Source organism: Microcystis viridis FACHB-1342 (assembly GCF_014698335.1).
In the GTDB taxonomy this organism is placed as follows: domain Bacteria; phylum Cyanobacteriota; class Cyanobacteriia; order Cyanobacteriales; family Microcystaceae; genus Microcystis; species Microcystis ichthyoblabe_A.
The window spans coordinates 30,645-51,080 of the sequence record NZ_JACJSV010000016.1 but is presented as its reverse complement, the minus strand read 5'-3'; the positions used below and the strand labels follow the sequence as shown (position 1 = coordinate 51,080).

Sequence of the window (20,436 nt, the reverse complement as noted above, 5' to 3'; positions counted from 1 at the left end):
TTATTCTCCTGATTCGGAAACATTATAGCTGATCGAGGCTTGCGGTGCGGCGGCGGGTTCGGGGACACCATCCCCTAGGCGACGGGTAATAGTTTGACCGTACTGTTCTAGGACAATAGAGGGGTTATCGGGATTAGTATTGATCGCTTTAACTAAAATTAAACCATTAGAGAGGGTAGAACCGGGGATAACTCGACGTTCCGTGGCTTCTCCGGGGGCTTTCACGATCGCCATAGGAGTGGTAGGCAACCGGAGAATGCCCGATACTTGCACTTCTTCCGCTTCCGTCGGTTGCGGTGGTGGTGGCGGCCCTTTCACTATCGGTGGTCTGGGGGTGGGAGGATTGCCCATTGGTGCGGGTGCGGTACCCACCGGAGTCCCAGCCGGGGGTTCTTCCGCCACTGTGATTGTAATATTTGGTTGTACGGGAAAGGGGGCAAAGGGATCCCTGCGACCGCGATTAATTTCTGCCCGTTTTTGGTCGGGATCGGTGGCGGGAATCAATCCAGGTATCCTGGGGGTGGCTGGTTCGGTAGCCGGTTGCCTAGGATTGCTAAAGGCGGGTGGTTGGGCAGCCGGGGGACTGGGAGAGGGGGCGGGGGTTTCTTGGGTAATCGGTGGGGATTGATTAGCTTGGTCAGAAGCTGGACATCCCACCAACAATAAAGCGACACTCCCCACCGATAGGATTAGCGGCAATTTTTTCATGGGGAAACAAAGACAAAATGGCCCGGTCGGACAGCCTTAGATAATAACATAACATTCGTTTCCCAGAAATCTAGGCTGATCACACGGGGAAAGTCAGGAACTTTGCCCCGTTAGTCCAGTTTTAATACTGACTACCAGATTTGCGATGACCGATGGCGGTGACACCGTTACCATCCAAAACTTGACCCCGCTCGACCGTGGCATAGACTAACCAGCGATCGCCGCAGAGTTGTCGCTCTTTGACCGTACACTCTAGATAGGCGAGACTTTCGCTTAAAATCAGACAGCCATTTTCCCCGACTTGGGTTTCTAATCGCGTAAAGACATCGCTGCCGGATTTGATGCAATTGGAAAAATGGCGGCGTAAATTGCGCCCTTCCTTGAGAATATTCAAGGTGAAGACGGTTCCGGAGTTAATTAGGCGATCGGCGGCTTGTTCGTCAGCAACGGCGATAATTAGCCCTGGGGGGTTAAAACTGGCTTGGGATACCCAAGAGGTCAAGAAACCAGCATGATCCTCGCCCTGACGAGTGGTGAGAACAGAAAGGGAACCGACGATCCGACCAACGGCCTGGGCAGTGCGATCGATTTGTGTTTCGGTCATTCCCTGTTGGGGAACCCGCAATTTTTTGGTTTTTTTCAAGGTCTGGGCGAAGGTTTCTCCGGCTGAATAACCTGCTTGTAAACTGCTTTCTGTGGGGTTAAAACGCACGCGCAAGGATTGAAAACCAAGGCGATAATTGGCATCTTTGAGTTTAGTTTCAATTAAATCTACAGCTTCCCCACTCCAACCGTAGGAACCAAAAACCCCAGCTAATTTAGTTTTTGCTGCCGTGGAAAGAACGATTCCTAAAGCGGTTTGAATCTGGGTAGGAGCGTGACCAGCTAAGGTGGGAGAACCGATAATAAATCCGTCACAATTTTCGATCGCTTGACTAATTTCGGCGGGGGTGGCAAACTCACAATTTATTGATTCTACGGCCAGATCATTTTCCAATAATCCTCGTTCGATCGAGCGGGCTAGGGTGGCAGTATTTCCGTAGGCAGAAGCATATAATAAAGCCACTTGTAGGGGTCGAGTTTTTTGTTCTTGACACCAATAGCGATAATCGTGGGCAAGACGACTAAGACTATAACGAATTATCGGACCGTGGGCAGGTGCATAATATTGGGCGGGAAATTCTTTAATTTTGTCGAGGGCTGTTTCTACTGTTTTAGATTGCACGGCATGGAGACAATCAAAATAATAACGACGATCTGCGTCTAATTCTTTCCAATTTTTATCCCAAATATCGTCACTGCACAGATGCACACTAAAGAATTTATCGCTGTATAAAATTTGGGTTTTTTGGTCAAAAGTGCAGATTCCATCAGGCCAGCGGGGGGTAGGGACATTAATAAAACTGAGTTGATGACCCTGCCCTAAATCAAGGATTTCATCGGTTCGTATGCCCAAAATTTGGGCATCAGGCAGGGCATTTTTCAGGGTATTGACGGCAGCTTTAGAACAGAGGATAGTGATTTGATGGGTTTCGGCTAATAATGCCTTTAAAGTGACGATACGGTTAGGATTAACGTGACTTAGAATTAGATAATCAAGACGATGTAAGGGGACATATTGACGAATTTCTTCTAAATAAATTTCGGTGAAGGATTCTCCAGGAGGATCGATTAAGGCGGTTTTATCGCCCCAGATAAGATAGGAATTAGCGGTGGTTCCCCGTTGACGAGCATATTCTATTTCAAATTTTAAGCTGTCCCAAGTACGCGAGCTAAAAACCCAAGTTTGATCGGCAATTTCGGCGGTTTGAACATCGCGGGAGCGATTATTAATAGCAGGATTGGGAATTAAGGTAGTAGTGGTCATAGTTGTTAATTTGGTTATTAGTTGTACTGATAACTGATAACTGATAACTTATAACTGATAACTTATAACTTATAACTGATAACTTATAACTTATAACTGATAACTGATTAAGTTTTGCTGTTTATTTCAGTTAAGTCTTTAACTAAATGTTGACGATAACGCTCAGAAACTTTTTGTTCGGGATCGATACCTTCAAAGGTGGGAGGAAGCCAAACTCTTAACACCATTAATGTGCCGAGAACTATTAGAAAAGCACAGGCGGCTAATACTTGTGTCCAATTAGTTTCTAGGACTCCTCTGACAATTAATTCTCGCAAAACCGAGACGATAGAAACTTCCACAGCAACACCGATAGAAACTCGTTTTTCTTGCAAATAAATAATTAACAATCGGAACAATTCTACTAGAATTAAGAGGAATAAAATATCGGCGGTAATAATCCGAAATTGAATCGGTGGCAGCAGAGACATAAACATTTCTCTGACTTCTAACACCATGAAGCTAAATAAACCAATACAGAGAGAAATGACAATTAAATCTTGAATCATTTCTAAGACTTGCACTACCCGCACCATCATTGGGGAAGGTTTTTTAATTGGTTCGTACATTTTATTCCTCCTAAGATTGATAGAATTGGATGTTTCAGTTATCAGTGAGCAGTAAACAGTAATCAGTGAAAATAAAGCGGCAACTTCCTACTTAACACTATCCACTGAAAACTTAAATCTGATAACTGATAACTGATAACTGATAACTGATAACTGATAACTGATAACTGTTAACTGTTAACTGTTAATAATGGTTGCCAACTTTGCGATGATGGACAGCAGTTAAGGTATCTAAACGGGCAACTCGTCCGCTATTAACGGTACAATAAACTACCCAATGATCGCCGCAATCTAAACGACTGGTGACTTGACATTCTATGTAAGCTAAGGCATCGGCTAAAATTGGTGATCCATTGTTAGCAGTGTAGGTTTTAATGCCTTCAAAACGATTAGCACCGGGAGAGAAACGCTTGAGGAAATGTTTCATTAATTTCTGGTAATTATCCTCAGCCAAAACATTTAAAACAAAGGTATCGCTAGGCTGTAAAAAGGATACCATTGCTCGATCTTTAGCCACTGCAATCGCCACACCTAAAGGATTTAAACTTGCTTGTGTCACCCAAGAGGCAATCATGGCACTAGATAAATCGGCTTTTTGGGAAGTAATTAGATACAATCCGGTACTAATACGGCCTAAAGCTCTTTCTAAGTCGTTGTTAATCGATTTAATTTGTTTAATCGTTTTTTCTCGGTTTAACCATTGGCCGAGGTCGGTTCCTGCTTCATCGGCAATTAAATCGAGGGATTGATTGGTATTGTCTTTAACTAAAAGAGGAGGAAAAGCTTCGATCGCCCCGATTTCCTGTAATTTATTTCTTAAGGGGAAAATTGGTTCATCTTCCCCACCTCCTGACTCAAATAATCCCACCGCTTGTTTGCCATTGATTGAAGCAATAATCGTGCTTAAAATCGTCTGGTTAATCGAGGAAGATTGGGGAGGCATTCCGATGATAACTCCCTTAGATTGATTGATCAATTCTCTGACTTCGTGGGGATCAGCATTATTCATATCGACTAATTCTGTCACCACATCATTTTTATTCAAACCCTGACTAATCATAGTAGCTAAATGTTCGCTTTGTCCGTAATCTTGGGTAAAGAATACAGTCACTAAAGTATCAGCAGAAGTTTGTTCTTGACTCCAAGTTTGATAGCGTCCCACCCAATCAGAAATATGGTGTTTTAATAGGGGTCCGTGACCGGTGGCAATGAGATTAATCTCAAATTTCTCGATCCTTTTAATTGCCCCTAAAACCGAACGAGCATTCGGTCGCATCAGACAGTCATAATAGGTTTGAAAATCGCCTTCTAGCAGGTCTTTTTCTCGATCATAGGTTTGATCGTCACAAAAGTGCATTCCGAAGGCATCACAGGTAAAAAGGGTGGCAGTTTTAGCATCAAAAGTGAAGATAGTATCAGGCCAATGAAGATTAGGGGCCGCAACAAATTCTAAAACATGGCCATTACCTAAATCTAAAGTATCACCACTTTTAACTATTAACTGTTTAAAGGGTCTGTGTACCATGTTTTCGAGGAATTGCATGGCAACTTTTGCCCCCACTACGGTAACTTCTGGGACTAATTCTAAAACTTCTTTGACTAAACCACTGTGGTCGGGTTCGGTGTGACTGATAATTAAATAATCAAGATGATTGATGTTGATTAGTTTAGTTAATTCCTCCAGATAAAGGCGATCGAATTTGCGGTGAGATGTATCAATGAGAGCGGTTTTTTCCCCTTGAATAACAAAAGAGTTATAAGTGGTACCGTTTTCTAAACCAAATTCGATATCAAAGCGATCGCGGTCCCAATCCAAACAGCGCAGGGTAAAGGTATTTTCGGCGATTTCTTGGATTTGTGTGGTTAAACGGCTGGTTTTAGCGGGTTTTGGGGTGATTAAAGCAACCATAATTTCTATCTCCCACAGGATTTGATGCGGAACTGCATTTGCTTAATTCCTATGGTGACTTGCTTTCAGGGATTTGTAAAATACCAATTACTCAAGTCAATGATTAGTTAGATTTATATAACCTTTTCTCTATGGTTGCGGATATTAATTTGAGTGCTGGCCCTACCGAATCAAGACCTGAATGCTGATTGTGCATTGTATCCACCGGTTAGCTTAGTCCTCGGTTTTACCCACTGCACTTTTGCCTATTTGTCAAGCTTTTTACACAATTCTTAATATTTCCCTCGTTTTTGCTCTCTCGCTCTCTTGGGGTGTTTTGTTTTCGATGTCAGTCTATGGGTGAACCTGTAACCCTTAACACAAGTCCAGAAAAAGGGTTTCTTCAAGAAACCCTTTTTCTCTGTGTGGCCAGGTTAATTTATCAGTGTGAAATCAGCCGCTATCAGGGTAGGAACAGTCAACAAATTGGCAAATTCAAAGCCACTTCCTAAACCAGCAGCACTACCATTTTGATTGTAGTAAATACTGCCACTGCTGTTACTGTAAACGATAAAAGCACTGCTAGTGGCGACTAAATCATCGTCAGCGACGCTGGCAAATTCAGCCGGTTGACTGAAGCCATTGCCAATGATACTTTGTAAGGCAGTAAAGATGGCTTTACTTAATACTATTTTATCACTGCCGGGGGTGAAATCGCTGATGGCATCGATGCCTAAATTACTACTATTGAAGATAAAATTATCGCTACCATTACCACCAGTAAGTAAATCATCACCAAAACCACCAATTAACCTATCGTTTCCGTTTTGACCGGTTAATTGATCGTTGCCACCACCACCAGTTAGAGTATTATTAAGGCTATTCCCGGTTAGTCGGTCATTACCGCTATCGCTAATAATATTTTCGATGGTGTTATTTGCCGAAAAAGTCAATCTTAGATTATTGGTAACGGCGGTTTGGACAGCAGTAGTCCCCAAGTTAACTCTTACTGCGGTATTTGTCCCAGTAAAGTCGAGGGTATCGATACCGCCGGTGGTAGTTTCTTGGATGGTATCGCTTCCTAATTGGGTTGAAGCATTGAAACAGTAAATATCGTTACCATTAGCACCAGCGAGGATATTGTTACCGCTATTTCCGGTAATTTTATTGTTAGCAGCGTTACCTGTACCATTAATATTATTACTGCCAATTAGTCTGAGGTTTTCCACATTATTGGGTAAGGTTCGAGTAATGCTGCTTTGTAGGGTGTCAGTAATAATTACCTGTCCAATTGCTTCGTCGGGATTGATGGTAGCATTAACCGCATTTGACAGGGTTACTGTAAAGGCTTCATCAGGTTCATTGAGGTTATCATTGAGGATGGGAATGCTAATAGTAGCGGTGACAGTATTAGGTGCAATGGTGATAGTTCCAGTTTTGCTAGTGTAATCTACATTGGCGGTAGCGTTAATGGGTGCAGTGGTATAGTTGACGCTAATTTGTTGTGTACTTGGATTATTTACAGTGACGGTGAGGATTGCATTACTATTTTGACCTTCCACCACGGTGATGTCGTTGATGGAGAGTTGCGAGGTGACAGTGCTATCGTCATCATTAATCGTACCTTGTCCTTGATTATCGGTTATCGTAACATTACGGCCATTGGCTTGTAAGTTACTCAGATTGACGAAGAAAGTCTCGTTATTTTCAACTTTAGTATCGCCATTGACAGCAACAGTAATCGTCTTAGAAGTCTCCCCAACATTGAAGGTTAAGGGAGTAGTAGCAATCGCTGTATAATCATTATCTGCTGTGGTAGCGGTTCCATTGGCTGTAGAGTAATTGAGGGTGACAGATGTATCAACTGGATTGGAAAGGGTGACGGTAAAGACTGCATTGGTAGTCCCGCTATTTCCTTCGCTAACAGTTACGTCATTGATTGAAATAGAGGCACTGTCATCATTATTAATTGTTCCCGTCACTGGGGTGGTCGTACCTATTGTATAACCTGTCCCCGCAGCGAGGGTTAAAATAACAGTTTCGTTACTTTCAACTGTAGTATCAGCAGTGGGGTCAACGATTACCGTCGCGGTCGCTGAACCAGCAGCAAAGGTGACACTGGTGGGAATAATAGAAGCGTAATCGGTTCCATTGGTTGCTGTCCCACTAACTGTATAGTTAACTGTTAAAGGATTAGTGGTGGAACCGCTACGAGTGAAGGTATAAATCAGATTTGTTGTCCCATCTTCTGTCACACTACTGGGAGAAACCGCAAGCGTAATACTGGGAAGAGTCGGACTAGAAACATAGCTAAAATAACTAGCAGTTAGACTTAATGCTGTTTGATCAGTGATAAGAGCAATCAGTTCATCTGGTTCGCTGCCTGGTTTGTTAATGTAGAGATTAGTAATGGAACTAGAAACTGTTAAGAGATAGTCACTGCTTGAACCCCGTAGCTGAATTGTGTCATCAGTGGGGTTAAAGTCATAGATTATCGCGTAGTCGCTAGTACCTTGAGTAGTTGAAAAACCGTCATCATAGAAGACCCTTGTCGTATCTCCAAGGATAAAGAGATCGTTTTCTGTTCCCCCTCTTAGCGCATCCGATTCTCCTATACCGCTATTTGTTCCTTGTAGGGTGTCATTCCCATTACCCCCTCTCAGATCATCATAACCAGCACCCCCATTGAGGACATCATTCCCATCATCTCCATAAATTTCGTCATTACCAGCATTACCTGAAATAGTATCATTACCCCTTCCACCAGAGAGTCTATCTCCTTCTATCCCGCCAAAGATAACATCATTATACTCAGTTCCCTTAAATGGAGAAGTCTGGCCAAAACTCTCAATCGAAGTAAAGGTATCAGTTTCCGTGCCGACAGTAATCGTCCCACTCGCGGTAGCGGTGTCGTAGGTCATGGTTAAACCACTACTAGCATAGCTGTAGTCAGCCTCATATATATCACTACCAGCACCACCATTGATCGTGTCATTACCTGCATCGACATTGAGGACATCATTCCCTAAATCACCATTGAGGAGATCATTCCCATTACCACCATAAAGCTGATCATTACCTACACCCCCATTGAGGACATCATTCCCATCTTCTCCATAAATTCTGTCATCACCAGCATTACCTGAAATAGTATCGTTACCACCTCCACCTGAGAGAGCGCCCCAATATTCACTTGCTGTACCGCCAAAAATGACATCATTATACTCAGTTCCCTTAAACCCGTTAAAATTCTCAATCGAAGTAAAGGTATCAGTTTCTGTACCAACAGTAATCGTCCCACTCCCGGTAGCGGTATTGTAGGTCATGGTTAAACCGCTACTAGCATAGCTGTAGTCAGCCTCATAGCGATCAATCCCACTACCACCATTTATCGTGTCATTACCGTCCTCATTGGTAAAGTAATCATCTCCTGCATCACCATTGAGGAGATCATTCCCACTACCACCATAAAGTGCATCATTATCAGCACCACCATTGAGGACATCATTTCCATCCTCTCCATAAATGTCGTCACTACCAGCATTACCTGAAATAGTATCGTTACCACTTCCACCATTGAGTCCACCATAATAATAATAAGATTCACTTTCTGTCCCGCCAAAAATGACATCATTATACTCAGTTCCCTTAAACCCGTTAAAACTCTCAATCGAAGTAAAGGTATCAGTTTCTGTACCGACAGTAATCGTCCCACTCCCGGTAGTGGTATTGTAGGTCATGGTTAAACCGCTACTAGCACTACTGTAGTCAACCTCATAGCGATCATCACCACTACCACCATTTATCGTGTCATTACCTGCATCGTTGGTAAAGTAATCATTTCCATCCCCACCGTTAAGAGAGTCATTACCATTACCTCCATAAATACTGTCCCATCCCCCCAAACCACTTAAAGTATCATTGCCATCTAACCCAGAAATATTATCATCCCCAGATGTACCCGTAATACTATCATTCCCATTAGTCCCCGTAAAATCCGCCTGTTCTACTTGAATAATTTCCCCATTTACTATAATTGTTGTCTGGTCATTCTCTGCTCGTAAAGCGTCTAAGGTTGCCACATCCAGACTATTTCCCCGCACCAACTCCGCAAAAATTGCCCCCTCATCTCCCGCGCTATCCACCGGATTAATTTGAGCATCCACATAATGCCCAATCTCTTCTAAAATTACATTAACTATCGCTGCTGACGAGGCCGTATTTAAAAAAGATGCTGATAGATAAATCTTATTGGTACTGCTGGAATATGCACCATTCGCCGTCCCCAAAACCTCATCACTGAGTACCTCAATTGGGGGAATTTGACTAAAATTTCGGCTTTTCCACTGTTGTCGTAATTGCGTCGCTTTAACCACATCATAACTTGTGCCAAAAGCGATAGCCAAATTCGCCCAAAAGTCATCAGATTGAGCGAAATTAAACAAAACATCGTCAACAACAGGAAGAATCGGCAAAAGAGAGGAAGTCATGACATTAACAGCAAAAGTTTATTGATAACAGTTTTAGCCTAACAATCCCCAATCTTTCAAGGGGGATATAACAAAAATTAACATTTATTACAAGAAAACGGGTTTCTCGAAGGAACCCGTTTTCTAGATATTGGGTTGTTCTAGGATTGGATTCTTGCCAAAGACTGCTTAAATTCTGCGAGAGAATTAGCGGTAGCTGCTAATTTAACAATCTCTTGTAATGTAGATAGTACCGAAACTTTATTCAGGTATTGTTCCACATCTAAAGGAACTTCACCTAAGCGAGCTTGCAAAACTGTTTTGACAAAATCACGAGCATTTTCTAACGCGCCAATTTCCTTACCAATTTCCTTGCCTATTTCCTTACCAATTTCCTTGCCTATTTCCTTACCACGTTCCATTCCTCGTAACTCCATATTACTTACTAAAGGCATGGTTTTTTACTCCTCAAATTGTTTGATTTTACTTTCTAAACTTGACTGCAATTCAGGGGATAAAGTCATCATATTGTCGATGATTTCAAACAGTTTAATTATCTGTTCCCTCTCGAACTCCTTTTCATATAATCCCCTGATTAACCTCCACTTCCACTGTTCCCGTTGTGGCAGCTTCCCAGTAGTCGCTTTTGTTTTCAGGTGTGCCATGACTATTATAGCAAAGGGATTGCTACTTGCTTCCAATTAGTCACTGATAACTGATAACTGATAACTGATAACTGGTAACTGATAACTGAATAGAGTTTGTCAGCGAAACGTTTTTTTGTCTTTGCTGAAGCGGTAATCCGTTTGAGTTCTTTTTCTAGGGATTCGGGAGTTTTTGTCCAATCAATTAATTGGTGAACTTCGGGAAAAAAGAAGCTTAAAAACGCTTCAAAATACTCGCTTAATGCTTCTTTCCAGGGTTCATCATAATTAGCGGTTGTTTGGTTCATTATGACAATTTTAGTGGGTTGTTGCGAAGTATGCGATCACTAACGTCAAAGCTAGGCAGTTAAAGTATTTAACCAATTGATTAAATCTTCAACCGTAGAGAAGTCGAATAAAGCTTCTCCTAATACTTCGACATCATCAATACTTAACTCCATAATTTGAGTTTCTAATAAAGGATTAATCTCCCCTAACTTTCGTTTAAGTTGACGAAGAATCAATGTCTTTTCCCGTTCGATACCGCGTTCAATACCGCGTTCAATACCTTGTTCGATACCTTGTTCGATACCTTGTTCGATACCTTGTTCGATACCTTGACGCATCCAACTGGTGGTAATTTGCATAACTCCCTCCTGTACGGGTTGACTAAATGTGCTAATCTCTTCTTGGAATTGTATCTCTTCGACCGGATTTAGATTGAGATAAGTATCAATAAATCCAGAAATTAATTGCATTCTCGCTGAATCTAACCTTAAAGTAATTAACAAGCGCAGACATTCCGCTTTTACCTTGGCTCGCTCTTTCTCGGCAATGTTCATCTTAGCCATCAAAGCTGAAGCAACCGGATTCGGTTGATTGAGAAAATCTCGCCAATTTAATCGATTTAACTGCACTACTTGATAGTTAAATTCTAAGACCTTAAAATCGGGAAAATCGACTACATATTGACTAATTGCTTCTCTTTTTGGCTTTGAATAAGAAAAAATTACAATCGGATAAATCGGTAAGACAAATTTCTCATGAAAGCGAGCAAAATAAGTAAACATTCGCCGATTAAACCATTTTCGAGAACTTTCCTGCGCCTCGACATGAATCAGAAAAAAAGATTCTTTTCCTCGAAACTTAACTTGTGCGACTAAATCGCTTTCATACCTTTCTCCTTCCGTGACATCGGTAAATACTTCTTTGTCTAAAAAAGTAATCGAGTCTCTATCTAAATAATCCATTACTTGAGGAAAAAATAACTCGATAAATTCGAGAAAAAAGGTGGAGATTAACTCCTTAAATAAGCGATCATGGTCAATATTATTAGTCATGTAATGTCATCTTAACTAATCTGAGCGATGAATGACTACTCTTATCTATTGTATTCTGAAAAGTCGCCTTTGGCAACATATTGTTATGACCTCATCCCTTTAACCTACGAGGAGAGGGGGATGCTTCCCGCAAAAAAACCATTGCTTCAGGGTGTTATAGTGTTGAGACAAGTGCAGCTTTTTACCCCATCTCCTAATCCCTGACTGATAACTGATTACTGGTCACTGATAACTGAATATCCCCCAATAACTAAAGGAAAGATAAAGTTATCGATCGCCCTCCGGAGCCAGTGTCAGAATAAAAGCAGGGAGATGACCAAGGAAAACCGACAACTCTCCATCTTTTTCCCGTCATCGCCCCTAAAATTTATTTGGTTAAGATTTATGCAAACTGCCAATCCTCCTCAAACGGAGAAAAAAGAGCATCCCAGTGGCGATAAACGCTTCAAAGTCCTCGACATCACCATGAAGCGAGCAGGATATAATCAATCAGCCCTGATTGAAGTCCTGCACAAAGCCCAAGAGGCCTTCGGATTCCTAGAAGAAGATGTTCTCCTCTACGTTGCCCGGGCGCTAAAACTGCCCCTCAGTCGCGTCTATGGGGTAGCAACCTTCTATCATCTCTTTTCCCTGAAACCGGCGGGAAAACACACCTGTATCGTCTGTATGGGGACTGCTTGTTATGTCAAAGGCAGCGGCAAAATCCTCGAAGACATCGAAAACAGCTTTGATGTCAAAGTGGGAGAAACCACCGCCGATGGAGAAATTTCCCTAGTGTCGGCCCGTTGTATCGGGGCCTGTGGGATTGCACCGGCCGTGGTCTTCGATGGAGTCGTGGCCCCGAAACAAGATTCGGAAACTGTCTTGGCGAAACTAAAGAGTTTCTCCCAGTAATTTTTCACTTTAGTGGATTGAGAAAAATATGGACTTACAAGAATTATTGGCAGTGGCCGCAAAAGAAAAAGCTAGACAAAAAAGCATCCGGGTGCATTGTTGCACTTCCACCGGTTGCCAAGCTGCTAACTCCCTCCAAATCGAAAAAAACCTCGCCACTGCCGTCAAAGAGGCACACCTAGAGGATACAGTCGAAGTGGTGGGGGTCGGTTGTATGGGTTTTTGTGGTCGCGGTCCGTTGGTGGAAGTGGATCCCCAGGATCTCCTATACGAAGAAGTCACCCCGGAAACTGCGGCCAGCATTATTGCGGCCTTAAACGGCGGCAAAACCGAGGTGCAATTAGGGGACTCAAAACATCCCTTTTTCTCCCATCAGGTCAAAATTGTCCGGGAAAATAGCGGTAAAATCGATCCCGATCGCATTGAGGAATATATCGCCGTCGGGGGTTATCAATCTCTCTACAAGGCCCTCTACGAGATGACTCCGGCCCAGGTGGTGGAGGAAATCACCCAAAGCGGTTTGCGCGGCCGGGGCGGTGCGGGTTATCCCACCGGTTTAAAATGGGCAACGGTGGCTAAACAACCGGGTAAACAAAAATACGTTATCTGTAATGCCGATGAGGGGGATCCCGGGGCGTTTATGGACCGTAGTGTTTTGGAAAGTGACCCCCATTTAGTCCTAGAAGGAATGGCGATCGCTGCCTATGCCGTGGGGGCCGATCATGGTTATATCTATGTTAGAGCCGAATATCCCCTAGCGATCGATCGTCTGCAAAAAGCGATTAATCAGGCCAAAAAATTCGGTTTAATGGGTTCCCAAGTCTTCGAGTCCACTTTCGATTTTAAGGTGGATATCCGCATCGGGGCGGGAGCTTTTGTCTGTGGAGAGGAAACCGCTCTCATCCATTCTATCGAAGGCGGCCGCGGCACTCCCCGCACCCGTCCCCCCTATCCGGCCCAATCGGGTCTCGATGGTTGTCCCACCCTGATTAATAACGTGGAGTCCTACGCTAATATCGCCGCTATTATCCGCGAGGGAGCCGCTTGGTATGCCAATATCGGTACTGCCAGCAGTAAAGGCACAAAAATCTTCGCTTTAACGGGAAAAATCCGCAATAATGGGCTGATTGAAGTGCCGATGGGTATTAGTCTCCGGGAAATTGTCGAGGAGATGGGGGGGGGTGTTCCCGATGGTCAGGTGAAAGCGGTACAAACTGGCGGCCCCTCTGGGGGTTGTATTCCCGCTAATTTACTCGATACTCCCGTGGATTACGAATCCTTAGCCAAACTCGGTTCGATGATGGGATCCGGGGGTATGGTGGTTATGGACGATACCACCAGCATGGTGGAAGTGGCGAAATTCTATATGGAATTCTGTCGCGAGGAGTCCTGTGGTAAATGTATCCCCTGTCGCACGGGAACAGTACAAATGTTTGAATTATTGGCCAAAATTATCGCTCGAAAGGCCGATATTCACGACCTCGAAAACCTAGAACATCTCTGTCAGATGGTCAAAGAAACCAGTCTTTGTGGTCTTGGTCAAAGCGCCCCCAATCCGATTTTAAGTACCCTAAAGTATTTTAAGGAGGAATATCTGGCTCTGTTACAGGAAATCAAGCACCCCGTCTCTGTTTGAGAATAACTCGATCGAGGTCCAAGAATCTTCGGCCTCGATCAATTTCTTCGGTTATGGGAAGTCTGGTGGGCTGCCGGGTTATCTTGGAGAGAGTTAGCAGTAGTCTCAGGAGACAATAGATTATGACTTGGCGCGGCTCAACCGATACAAAAGATCGCATTTTTGCAGCTTTAGTATATCTTTTACCCTTATATTCGGCCTTTGCCTTCGGTATCTTTATCTTCCAGCAAATTCCTTTTTTAGGAGCGGCCTTAGCAATAGTTTTAACTCCCTTAGCTTTTCTCTATAGTTCTCTGGGAAGCTTTGGCAGTTTAATTATCTTTTTCGTCCTCTTTTTCGCCGTGGTACGCAATCCCCGCATCAGTCATTTTATCCGGTTTAACACCATGCAGGCGATTTTAATCGCTATTTTGGTGTATTTATTGGGATCGGTCTTAAAGTTCTTCGATGAGCGTTTAGGGGCGAATTTTGTGCTAGAAACTCTTTTTAACGTCGTCTTTTTGGGAGCATTTGCCGCCTGTGTTTACAGCATTATACAGTCGGTTATCGGCAAATACGCCGATATTCCCACAATTTCTGAGGCAGCCTATTCCCAAGTGGGAGGTTAGGTCAGCTTGAGTTTGTCCCCTTTTTCGGCTACAGTCTCTCCAGAATCAATGCGTTCGCTGCCAGGCCACATCTATGAGTCCATTTAAACAGACGCTACGGGAACTCAACGCTCAGAAGGGGAAAATAGCCGCTTCTGTGGGCAGAAAAACGCCTAAACGGGTTAATCGTTGGTTTAAATGGCTTTCTCCCGGTCTTTTTGTCAAACGCTGGCTTTTAATCAGTTTAGCCGGCGTTTTTCTCACCTCCTTCGGTTTGGCTATTTGGGTAAAATTAACCCCAGTTAATCGCTTTTTAGAGTTTGTTTCCCAAGCATTAGAAACGACCGCACGTTTAGTCCCCAATTCTGTTTCCGGGCCGCTGGCGGTTTTGCTGGGTGTCTTTTTGTTATTCTGGGGTCAGAGTCGCACCGTCGAAACGATTACAGAAGCACTACAACCAGACGCATCGGAGGAATTAGTCGATCGCCTACGGGCCCATCGTCGTCTCCATCGCGGCCCAAAAATTGTGGCGATCGGTGGCGGTACGGGTTTATCGACGCTTTTACGCGGTTTAAAACAGTATAGTTCCAATATCACCGCTATTGTCACCGTAGCTGATGATGGCGGTTCTTCGGGCCGATTACGTCGGGAAATGGGCATTTTACCCCCGGGGGATATTCGCAATTGTATCGCCGCTTTAGCCGATGAGGAAAAGTTATTAACGGAATTGTTTCAATATCGCTTTCATACCGGGGATGGTTTATCGGGCCACAGTTTTGGTAATTTATTTATCAGCGCTATGACCGAGATTACCGGCGATCTGGAACAGGCGATCGATGCTAGTGCCAAAGTTTTGGCCATTCGCGGTAAAGTGCTACCTGCTACCCTTACCGATGTTAGTCTTTGGGCTAAGTTAGCCGATGGGCGCATTATTGAGGGAGAATCAAAGATAACCGAAGCTATGGGGCAAATTCGTCAGATTGGCTGTCATCCTGCCGATCCAGTCGCTTTACCGGCTGCTTTAGCGGCAATTAAGGAAGCAGATTATATTATCATCGGGCCGGGTAGTCTTTATACCAGTATTATCCCTAATTTGTTGGTTCCCGCAATTCGTCAGGCCCTGGCACAGGTGACAGTCCCCCGCGTCTATGTTTGTAATATTATGACCCAGCCGGGGGAAACGGATAATTATTCGGTGGCAGATCATTTGCGAGCGATCGAAGGAGTCTGCGAAGAACGCGTCTTTGATGCGGTTTTAGCCCAAAGAACTGCACCATCGCCCCAATCTCTACAATTATACGCCCAAGAGCATAGTCATCCTGTCTTTTTAGATCGCGAGGAGGTGGGAAAAATGGGTTATCGCATTGTTTTAGCGAATGTAATGGCAGAAGATGAAGTTACTGCCAAAGTTCGTCACGATCCCCAACGTTTAGCCCGAGTTTTATGGCGCTGGTATGCTAAAAAGTGAATAGCGAGATGACTAAATGTTTTTATCTAGCTTTGTCAAGTTATAAAATCATATTTTTTGCTTTAATTTGCCGACATTAGCCAAATTTGCTGATTAAAGCCCTAGGAAAAAATTAGCCTAAAAACCATTTCGCCTTATTCTGTGTTATACTCAGATTTTCAAGAGAGATGATCATGCACTACTCTACTAAATCTAATCAAGAGACAGGTGCGACAGTCTATTCCCCAAGCGATGGAAGTGAATTAATTCCTGCTGAGGTTAAACTAGATATAAACGGGCAAAACTATCAATCACTTAATATACCTCTCCCAGAGGGCTATACAGTAGATGATGAAGGAATCATCAATAACTATGGTAGCGAACCCAAGATTTATCTATCAAAATCCCCATCTTTAGAACAGCAAAAATGGTATATTTTGCAAGGAGTAGGGGCGGTTTTGTTGGTTGCTTTGGTGTTATTAATCACCTTTTCCGTTAGCTAGATAAAAACCGTAGGATTGACATTTAAGTTGAGCGAGACAGGAAAACTTTAATTTACACCATAGAGTCTGCATCCCAAGTATCGGGAGCATATATTGGAACCGACTCTATCTATCTGTCCAAATAGTAAATCTGACAGCTGAACTTTTTTACTTTGCTAAACTTGACAATTTTTTTCAGTTTTTTGTGGGTTGCTTCGTGATCAACAATAGAACCACCAATAGAGATAACTTCTCAAAGGAAATTCAACAGGTATGAAATTTAATCCTTCTCTTAGTCAAGAACCTCGCTATCAGGCAATTCCTGTTATGCAGATAACTTCCAAAGAAACCCTTCTCTATTGGTTAGAACGGACAGGAAGATTAAAATTACGTCAATCTGATGCTCATCCCGATTCGCAAATGTTAGAAGAATTAGACGATATTATCGATCCAGATAATTATGCTATAGAAGAAGAAGAAGAATAAATAGTCTTAAGTAGGTGGGTGGAATTAAATATAAGATGAACGTAGGTTGGGTTGAAGCATGAAAACCAACGCCCGCTCATGTTACGCTACCGCTAAACCATCCTACAAATAATTGTGCCTCCCTACTTACTGGGAGTTAGGAGTGAAATTTCAATTATCTAATATTCAGGAGATTAAGAAAGTGGTATCAACGAAAAAAACGGCTTTAATTTACTGTGAAAATCAGTTTGGACGTGTGGATGGAAAAACGGCAGCTGGCTTGATCAGACAATCAGAAATATATACAATTGTTGGTGTGCTGGATAGTTCCTTAGCGGGAAAAGATGCGGGAGAAGCATTAGGAGATAAAAAAAATCATATTCCCATTTTTGCCAATTTACAAACAGCCTTAGAAAAACTTAGAGATGTTCCCAATTGTTATATCTACGGCAAAGCACCCTTAGAAGCGTTTATTCCCCCCCTAGAAAGGCTGCTAATTTTAGAAGCAATGGCAGCAGGAATGGATATTATTAATGGTTTGCATCAATTCTTCTCCGAGGATTTAGAATTTAGGGAGCAAGCTAGTCAGTATGGTGTACAAATTACAGACATTCGTAAACCACCACAATTAGCTGATCTTCATGTATTTACCGGGCAAATTTCCCAAGTAAATATCCCCGTTATTGCCTTTTTAGGAACCGATTGTGCTTGCGGAAAAATGACCACTGCGGTGGCAGTTAATCAAACTCTCCAAGGCTTGGGTATTAAGTCTGTCTTAGTCGCTACTGGACAAACTAGCTTGATGCAGGGAGCAAGATATGGGGTTTCGATCGATGCTTTGGTTTCTCAATTTGTCATCGGTGAAATTGAAAATGCTGTGGTTCAAGCTTTTGAGCAAGAAAAACCCGATATTATTTTAGTGGAAGGACAAAGTTCTCTGAGTCATCCTGCTTTTATGAGTTCCCTGGGAATTTTGAAAGGAAGTAGGCCCGATGGGATTATTTTACAACATCCACCAGCCCGAAAATTTCGCTGTGATTTTCCTCATTTAGCCATGCCAAAATTACAGGAAGAAATTTCACTAATTGAGGCAATTTCTCCCACTAAAGTTATCGCTATTGCGATTAATCACGAAAATCTCACCGCAGCAGCCACTGAGCGTATTATTGCCAAATATGAGCGAGATTTTCAGTTACCGACTACTGATGTTTTGTTACACGGATGTGAGAAATTAGTCCAAGCTTTATGCGATCGCTTTCCGAAATTAAACCGGAAAATCAAAGGGGAAATTTTAGCTGCAATTCCGGCAATTGGGAGCAAATAGGCTGATGAAAGACCTTTTGCCCAGAATCGAGATTTCTCTCCCGAAAATACGCCATAATGCTCGTTTACTCTGCCAATTATACGGCAGCAAGGGACTTTCTGTGATGGGAGTTTCCAAAGCGATTTTGGGTGATCCCTCGATCGCCTTGGCGATGATTCAAGGTGGAGTCAACTTTATCGCTGACTCTCGAATCGAAAATATTCTCAAAATGAAACAAGCAGGAATAGTGACAACTTTTGTTCTGTTGCGTACTGCCTTGAGTCAAGCAGAATCAGTGGTTAACATTGCAGATATCAGCTTAAATACCGAATTAGCAACAATTCAGGAACTTTCCTATTATGCTCAGGAAAAGCAAAAAATACACCGCATTATTATCATGACGGAGTTAGGGGATTTACGCGAAGGTGTACTGCCGAAAGATCTCGTCAAGTTCATCAAAAAAACCCTCGCTTTTCCCTTTATCAAAATTGTCGGACTGGGTTGTAATTTGGCTTGTTATGGAGGGATTAAACCTGATAGCCATAATATGAGCAAATTATCTGTGTTAACAGATACAATTGAGCAGGAGTTTTTAATAAAATTACCGATTATTTCAGGAGGAAATTCTGCTAACTATCAATGGTATCAAAAAAGTAGCGAAGTTGGTCGGATTAATAATCTGCGTTTAGGAGAATCAATTTTATTAGGTTGTGAAACAGTTAATCGACAAGTGATACCTGGTTTATATACCGATGCTTTTCGGTTAATTGCTGAAGTAATCGAATCCAAAGATAAACCATCTCTACCCTCTGGAGAAATTGGTCGAGATGCTTTTGGTAATGTTCCCAGCTTTATCGACCAAGGCATTCACCGTCGAGTTATTATTGCATTAGGAAGACAGGATATTCTTATCTCTGGATTACAAACAAGTCAGGAGATAAAAATATTAGGTTCTAGTAGCGATCATCTAGTTGTTGATAGTCATAACAAGAGGTTAAAAGTAGGAAGCGAAGTCAGTTTTAATCTTGATTACGGAGGACTTTTAACAGCCATGACTTCTCCTTTTATTACTAAAAGTTATGCTCTCAATGCAGTAGCACAACTGTCTTGATCGATGAATAAATATACACAGATATATTTAGGGTCTGCTGGCTTATCACCTTGACATCAGCGCCGTAGAGATTTGTACTCAATTACTATCCTATCGCTAAATTCTGGGAAGAAATCAAAATCCCCCTCAATCCTTAACAAATTCCTAATCATCTCGTTTGGCACCATGATAAGCCGCCCCGAGGTATAATTCCCCTACTTTCGGGTTATTGAGTAAATCTTGACCCGATCCCTGAAAACGATCTTGACCACTTTCTAAAACATAACCTCGATCGGACATCATTAGGGCTTTTTTGGCATTCTGTTCCACTAAAATAATTGCAGTTCCCGTCTGATTAATCGCTTTTATCTGTTCAAAAACACTGGTTACTAAGATAGGAGATAAAGCTGCCGAAGGTTCATCGAGAATTAATAAATCCGGTTGCAACATCAGCGCTCTTCCCATGGCTAACATCTGTCTTTCTCCTCCGGATAAAGTGCCAGCTTTCTGACGACGGCGCTCGTCCAAACGAGGAAACATGGCATAAATGCGCTCTTTTAGGGGTTTAATCGCTTTTTTACTGGTAAAAGCCCCCATTTCTAGATTTTCCTCGATGCTCAGGGATGGAAAAACATTAGCAATTTGGGGAACATAACCCATACCGAGGGGAACGATTTGATTAGATTTCCAACCAGTGATATTTTTTCCCTTAAAAGTGATAGTTCCAGCACTGGGTTTTAATAAACCAAAAATTGCCTTAGCGAGGGTGGATTTTCCCGCACCATTGGGACCGATAACCGTGACTAATTCCCCCGGTGCAATGCGAAAGTTAACCCCTTGCAATATGTATAAATCCTGCACATAACCAGCATAAACTTGTTCAACTTCTAAAAGATAATCCATGGTAAGGTAAAAAGGAGATAGGAGAGAGTAATATGAATTATGAATGGGGAAGTGGGAAGCATTTTCAGTAAACAGTAAACTGAAAACTTACATCTGATAACTGAT

At 42.6% G+C, this 20,436-nt stretch carries 18 protein-coding genes; 8 read left to right on the top strand and 10 right to left on the bottom strand.

All coding sequences use genetic code 11. The features are described from left to right. From H6G40_RS07770 to H6G40_RS07740, 9 genes are all read right to left on the bottom strand, one after another. Positions 1-708 carry a hypothetical protein gene (locus tag H6G40_RS07770; protein WP_190537492.1) on the bottom strand — a complete coding sequence of 236 codons (708 nt, stop codon included), beginning with the start codon at positions 706-708 and terminating at the stop codon, positions 1-3. A 121-nt stretch (positions 709-829) separates the two neighbouring features. Then, the gene (locus H6G40_RS07765; RefSeq protein ID WP_002734043.1) at positions 830-2,575 is read right to left on the bottom strand and encodes a diflavin flavoprotein; all 1,746 of its coding nucleotides are present in this window, start codon (positions 2,573-2,575) and stop codon (positions 830-832) included. 107 nt (positions 2,576-2,682) lie between these two features. After that, a complete protein-coding gene (locus H6G40_RS07760) occupies positions 2,683-3,183 on the bottom strand; it encodes a phosphate-starvation-inducible PsiE family protein (RefSeq protein WP_002734712.1) in 501 nt (166 codons plus the stop codon). Positions 3,184-3,367: 184 nt separating this feature from the next. Next, positions 3,368-5,092: a diflavin flavoprotein gene (locus tag H6G40_RS07755; RefSeq protein ID WP_190537490.1), complete on the bottom strand. Its 1,725-nt coding sequence runs from the start codon at positions 5,090-5,092 to the stop codon at positions 3,368-3,370. A gap of 413 nt (positions 5,093-5,505) precedes the next feature. Beyond that, complete coding sequence (locus H6G40_RS07750; protein WP_190537488.1) at positions 5,506-9,561, bottom strand: Calx-beta domain-containing protein; 4,056 nt, start codon at positions 9,559-9,561, stop codon at positions 5,506-5,508. A gap of 140 nt (positions 9,562-9,701) precedes the next feature. After that, positions 9,702-9,995, bottom strand: coding sequence for a hypothetical protein (locus tag H6G40_RS23925; RefSeq protein WP_002734138.1), 294 nt, complete (start codon positions 9,993-9,995; stop codon positions 9,702-9,704). Between the two features lie 6 nt (positions 9,996-10,001). Then, positions 10,002-10,205, bottom strand: a complete 204-nt coding sequence (locus H6G40_RS23920; protein WP_002732597.1) for a hypothetical protein — start codon at positions 10,203-10,205, stop codon at positions 10,002-10,004. Between the two features lie 5 nt (positions 10,206-10,210). Then, on the bottom strand, positions 10,211-10,492 hold the full coding sequence (locus tag H6G40_RS23915) for a hypothetical protein (RefSeq protein WP_002734918.1): 282 nt from the start codon (positions 10,490-10,492) through the stop codon (positions 10,211-10,213). Positions 10,493-10,543: 51 nt separating this feature from the next. Further along, complete coding sequence (locus H6G40_RS07740) at positions 10,544-11,524, bottom strand: DUF4351 domain-containing protein (RefSeq protein WP_002734887.1); 981 nt, start codon at positions 11,522-11,524, stop codon at positions 10,544-10,546. A gap of 384 nt (positions 11,525-11,908) precedes the next feature. Between H6G40_RS07740 and hoxE the strand changes: the two genes are divergently transcribed. The 8 genes from hoxE (at position 11,909) to H6G40_RS07700 (ending at position 19,449) form a co-directional block, all read left to right on the top strand. Continuing rightward, positions 11,909-12,418 (top strand): bidirectional hydrogenase complex protein HoxE, encoded by a 510-nt coding sequence (gene hoxE, locus H6G40_RS07735; RefSeq protein ID WP_002744404.1) that lies wholly within the window; start codon positions 11,909-11,911, stop codon positions 12,416-12,418. Positions 12,419-12,446: 28 nt separating this feature from the next. Then, positions 12,447-14,054, top strand: coding sequence for an NADH-quinone oxidoreductase subunit NuoF (gene nuoF, locus H6G40_RS07730; RefSeq protein ID WP_190537486.1), 1,608 nt, complete (start codon positions 12,447-12,449; stop codon positions 14,052-14,054). Between the two features lie 122 nt (positions 14,055-14,176). Beyond that, entirely contained in the window at positions 14,177-14,662 is a 486-nt protein-coding gene (locus tag H6G40_RS07725; RefSeq protein ID WP_069475197.1) for a Tic20 family protein, read from the top strand. Positions 14,663-14,735: 73 nt separating this feature from the next. Further along, entirely contained in the window at positions 14,736-16,109 is a 1,374-nt protein-coding gene (locus H6G40_RS07720; RefSeq protein WP_002734499.1) for a gluconeogenesis factor YvcK family protein, read from the top strand. Positions 16,110-16,282: 173 nt separating this feature from the next. Then, positions 16,283-16,591 carry a photosystem II assembly protein Psb34 gene (gene psb34, locus H6G40_RS07715; protein WP_002734380.1) on the top strand — a complete coding sequence of 103 codons (309 nt, stop codon included), beginning with the start codon at positions 16,283-16,285 and terminating at the stop codon, positions 16,589-16,591. 252 nt (positions 16,592-16,843) lie between these two features. Then, positions 16,844-17,056, top strand: a complete 213-nt coding sequence (locus H6G40_RS07710; RefSeq protein WP_190537484.1) for a DUF3134 family protein — start codon at positions 16,844-16,846, stop codon at positions 17,054-17,056. A gap of 142 nt (positions 17,057-17,198) precedes the next feature. Continuing rightward, complete coding sequence (locus H6G40_RS07705) at positions 17,199-18,359, top strand: N-acetyltransferase DgcN family protein (RefSeq protein ID WP_069475199.1); 1,161 nt, start codon at positions 17,199-17,201, stop codon at positions 18,357-18,359. Between the two features lie 4 nt (positions 18,360-18,363). Then, entirely contained in the window at positions 18,364-19,449 is a 1,086-nt protein-coding gene (locus tag H6G40_RS07700; protein WP_002791507.1) for an alanine/ornithine racemase family PLP-dependent enzyme, read from the top strand. A 144-nt stretch (positions 19,450-19,593) separates the two neighbouring features. On the opposite strand, the gene H6G40_RS07695 is transcribed toward H6G40_RS07700, so the two are convergent. Continuing rightward, a complete protein-coding gene (locus H6G40_RS07695; RefSeq protein ID WP_069475200.1) occupies positions 19,594-20,331 on the bottom strand; it encodes an ABC transporter ATP-binding protein in 738 nt (245 codons plus the stop codon). Positions 20,332-20,436 lie beyond the last annotated feature (105 nt).

What these genes read in the sequence shown, in the direction of transcription:
- H6G40_RS07770 (WP_190537492.1), bottom strand. Translation starts at nt 708, where the DNA reads ATGAAAAAATTGCCGCTAATCCTATCGGTGGGGAGTGTCGCTTTATTG.
- H6G40_RS07765 (WP_002734043.1), bottom strand. Translation starts at nt 2,575, where the DNA reads ATGACCACTACTACCTTAATTCCCAATCCTGCTATTAATAATCGCTCC.
- H6G40_RS07760 (WP_002734712.1), bottom strand. Translation starts at nt 3,183, where the DNA reads ATGTACGAACCAATTAAAAAACCTTCCCCAATGATGGTGCGGGTAGTG.
- H6G40_RS07755 (WP_190537490.1), bottom strand. Translation starts at nt 5,092, where the DNA reads ATGGTTGCTTTAATCACCCCAAAACCCGCTAAAACCAGCCGTTTAACC.
- H6G40_RS07750 (WP_190537488.1), bottom strand. Translation starts at nt 9,561, where the DNA reads ATGACTTCCTCTCTTTTGCCGATTCTTCCTGTTGTTGACGATGTTTTG.
- H6G40_RS23925 (WP_002734138.1), bottom strand. Translation starts at nt 9,995, where the DNA reads ATGCCTTTAGTAAGTAATATGGAGTTACGAGGAATGGAACGTGGTAAG.
- H6G40_RS23920 (WP_002732597.1), bottom strand. Translation starts at nt 10,205, where the DNA reads ATGGCACACCTGAAAACAAAAGCGACTACTGGGAAGCTGCCACAACGG.
- H6G40_RS23915 (WP_002734918.1), bottom strand. Translation starts at nt 10,492, where the DNA reads ATGAACCAAACAACCGCTAATTATGATGAACCCTGGAAAGAAGCATTA.
- H6G40_RS07740 (WP_002734887.1), bottom strand. Translation starts at nt 11,524, where the DNA reads ATGACTAATAATATTGACCATGATCGCTTATTTAAGGAGTTAATCTCC.
- hoxE (WP_002744404.1), top strand. Translation starts at nt 11,909, where the DNA reads ATGCAAACTGCCAATCCTCCTCAAACGGAGAAAAAAGAGCATCCCAGT.
- nuoF (WP_190537486.1), top strand. Translation starts at nt 12,447, where the DNA reads ATGGACTTACAAGAATTATTGGCAGTGGCCGCAAAAGAAAAAGCTAGA.
- H6G40_RS07725 (WP_069475197.1), top strand. Translation starts at nt 14,177, where the DNA reads ATGACTTGGCGCGGCTCAACCGATACAAAAGATCGCATTTTTGCAGCT.
- H6G40_RS07720 (WP_002734499.1), top strand. Translation starts at nt 14,736, where the DNA reads ATGAGTCCATTTAAACAGACGCTACGGGAACTCAACGCTCAGAAGGGG.
- psb34 (WP_002734380.1), top strand. Translation starts at nt 16,283, where the DNA reads ATGCACTACTCTACTAAATCTAATCAAGAGACAGGTGCGACAGTCTAT.
- H6G40_RS07710 (WP_190537484.1), top strand. Translation starts at nt 16,844, where the DNA reads ATGAAATTTAATCCTTCTCTTAGTCAAGAACCTCGCTATCAGGCAATT.
- H6G40_RS07700 (WP_002791507.1), top strand. Translation starts at nt 18,364, where the DNA reads ATGAAAGACCTTTTGCCCAGAATCGAGATTTCTCTCCCGAAAATACGC.
- H6G40_RS07695 (WP_069475200.1), bottom strand. Translation starts at nt 20,331, where the DNA reads ATGGATTATCTTTTAGAAGTTGAACAAGTTTATGCTGGTTATGTGCAG.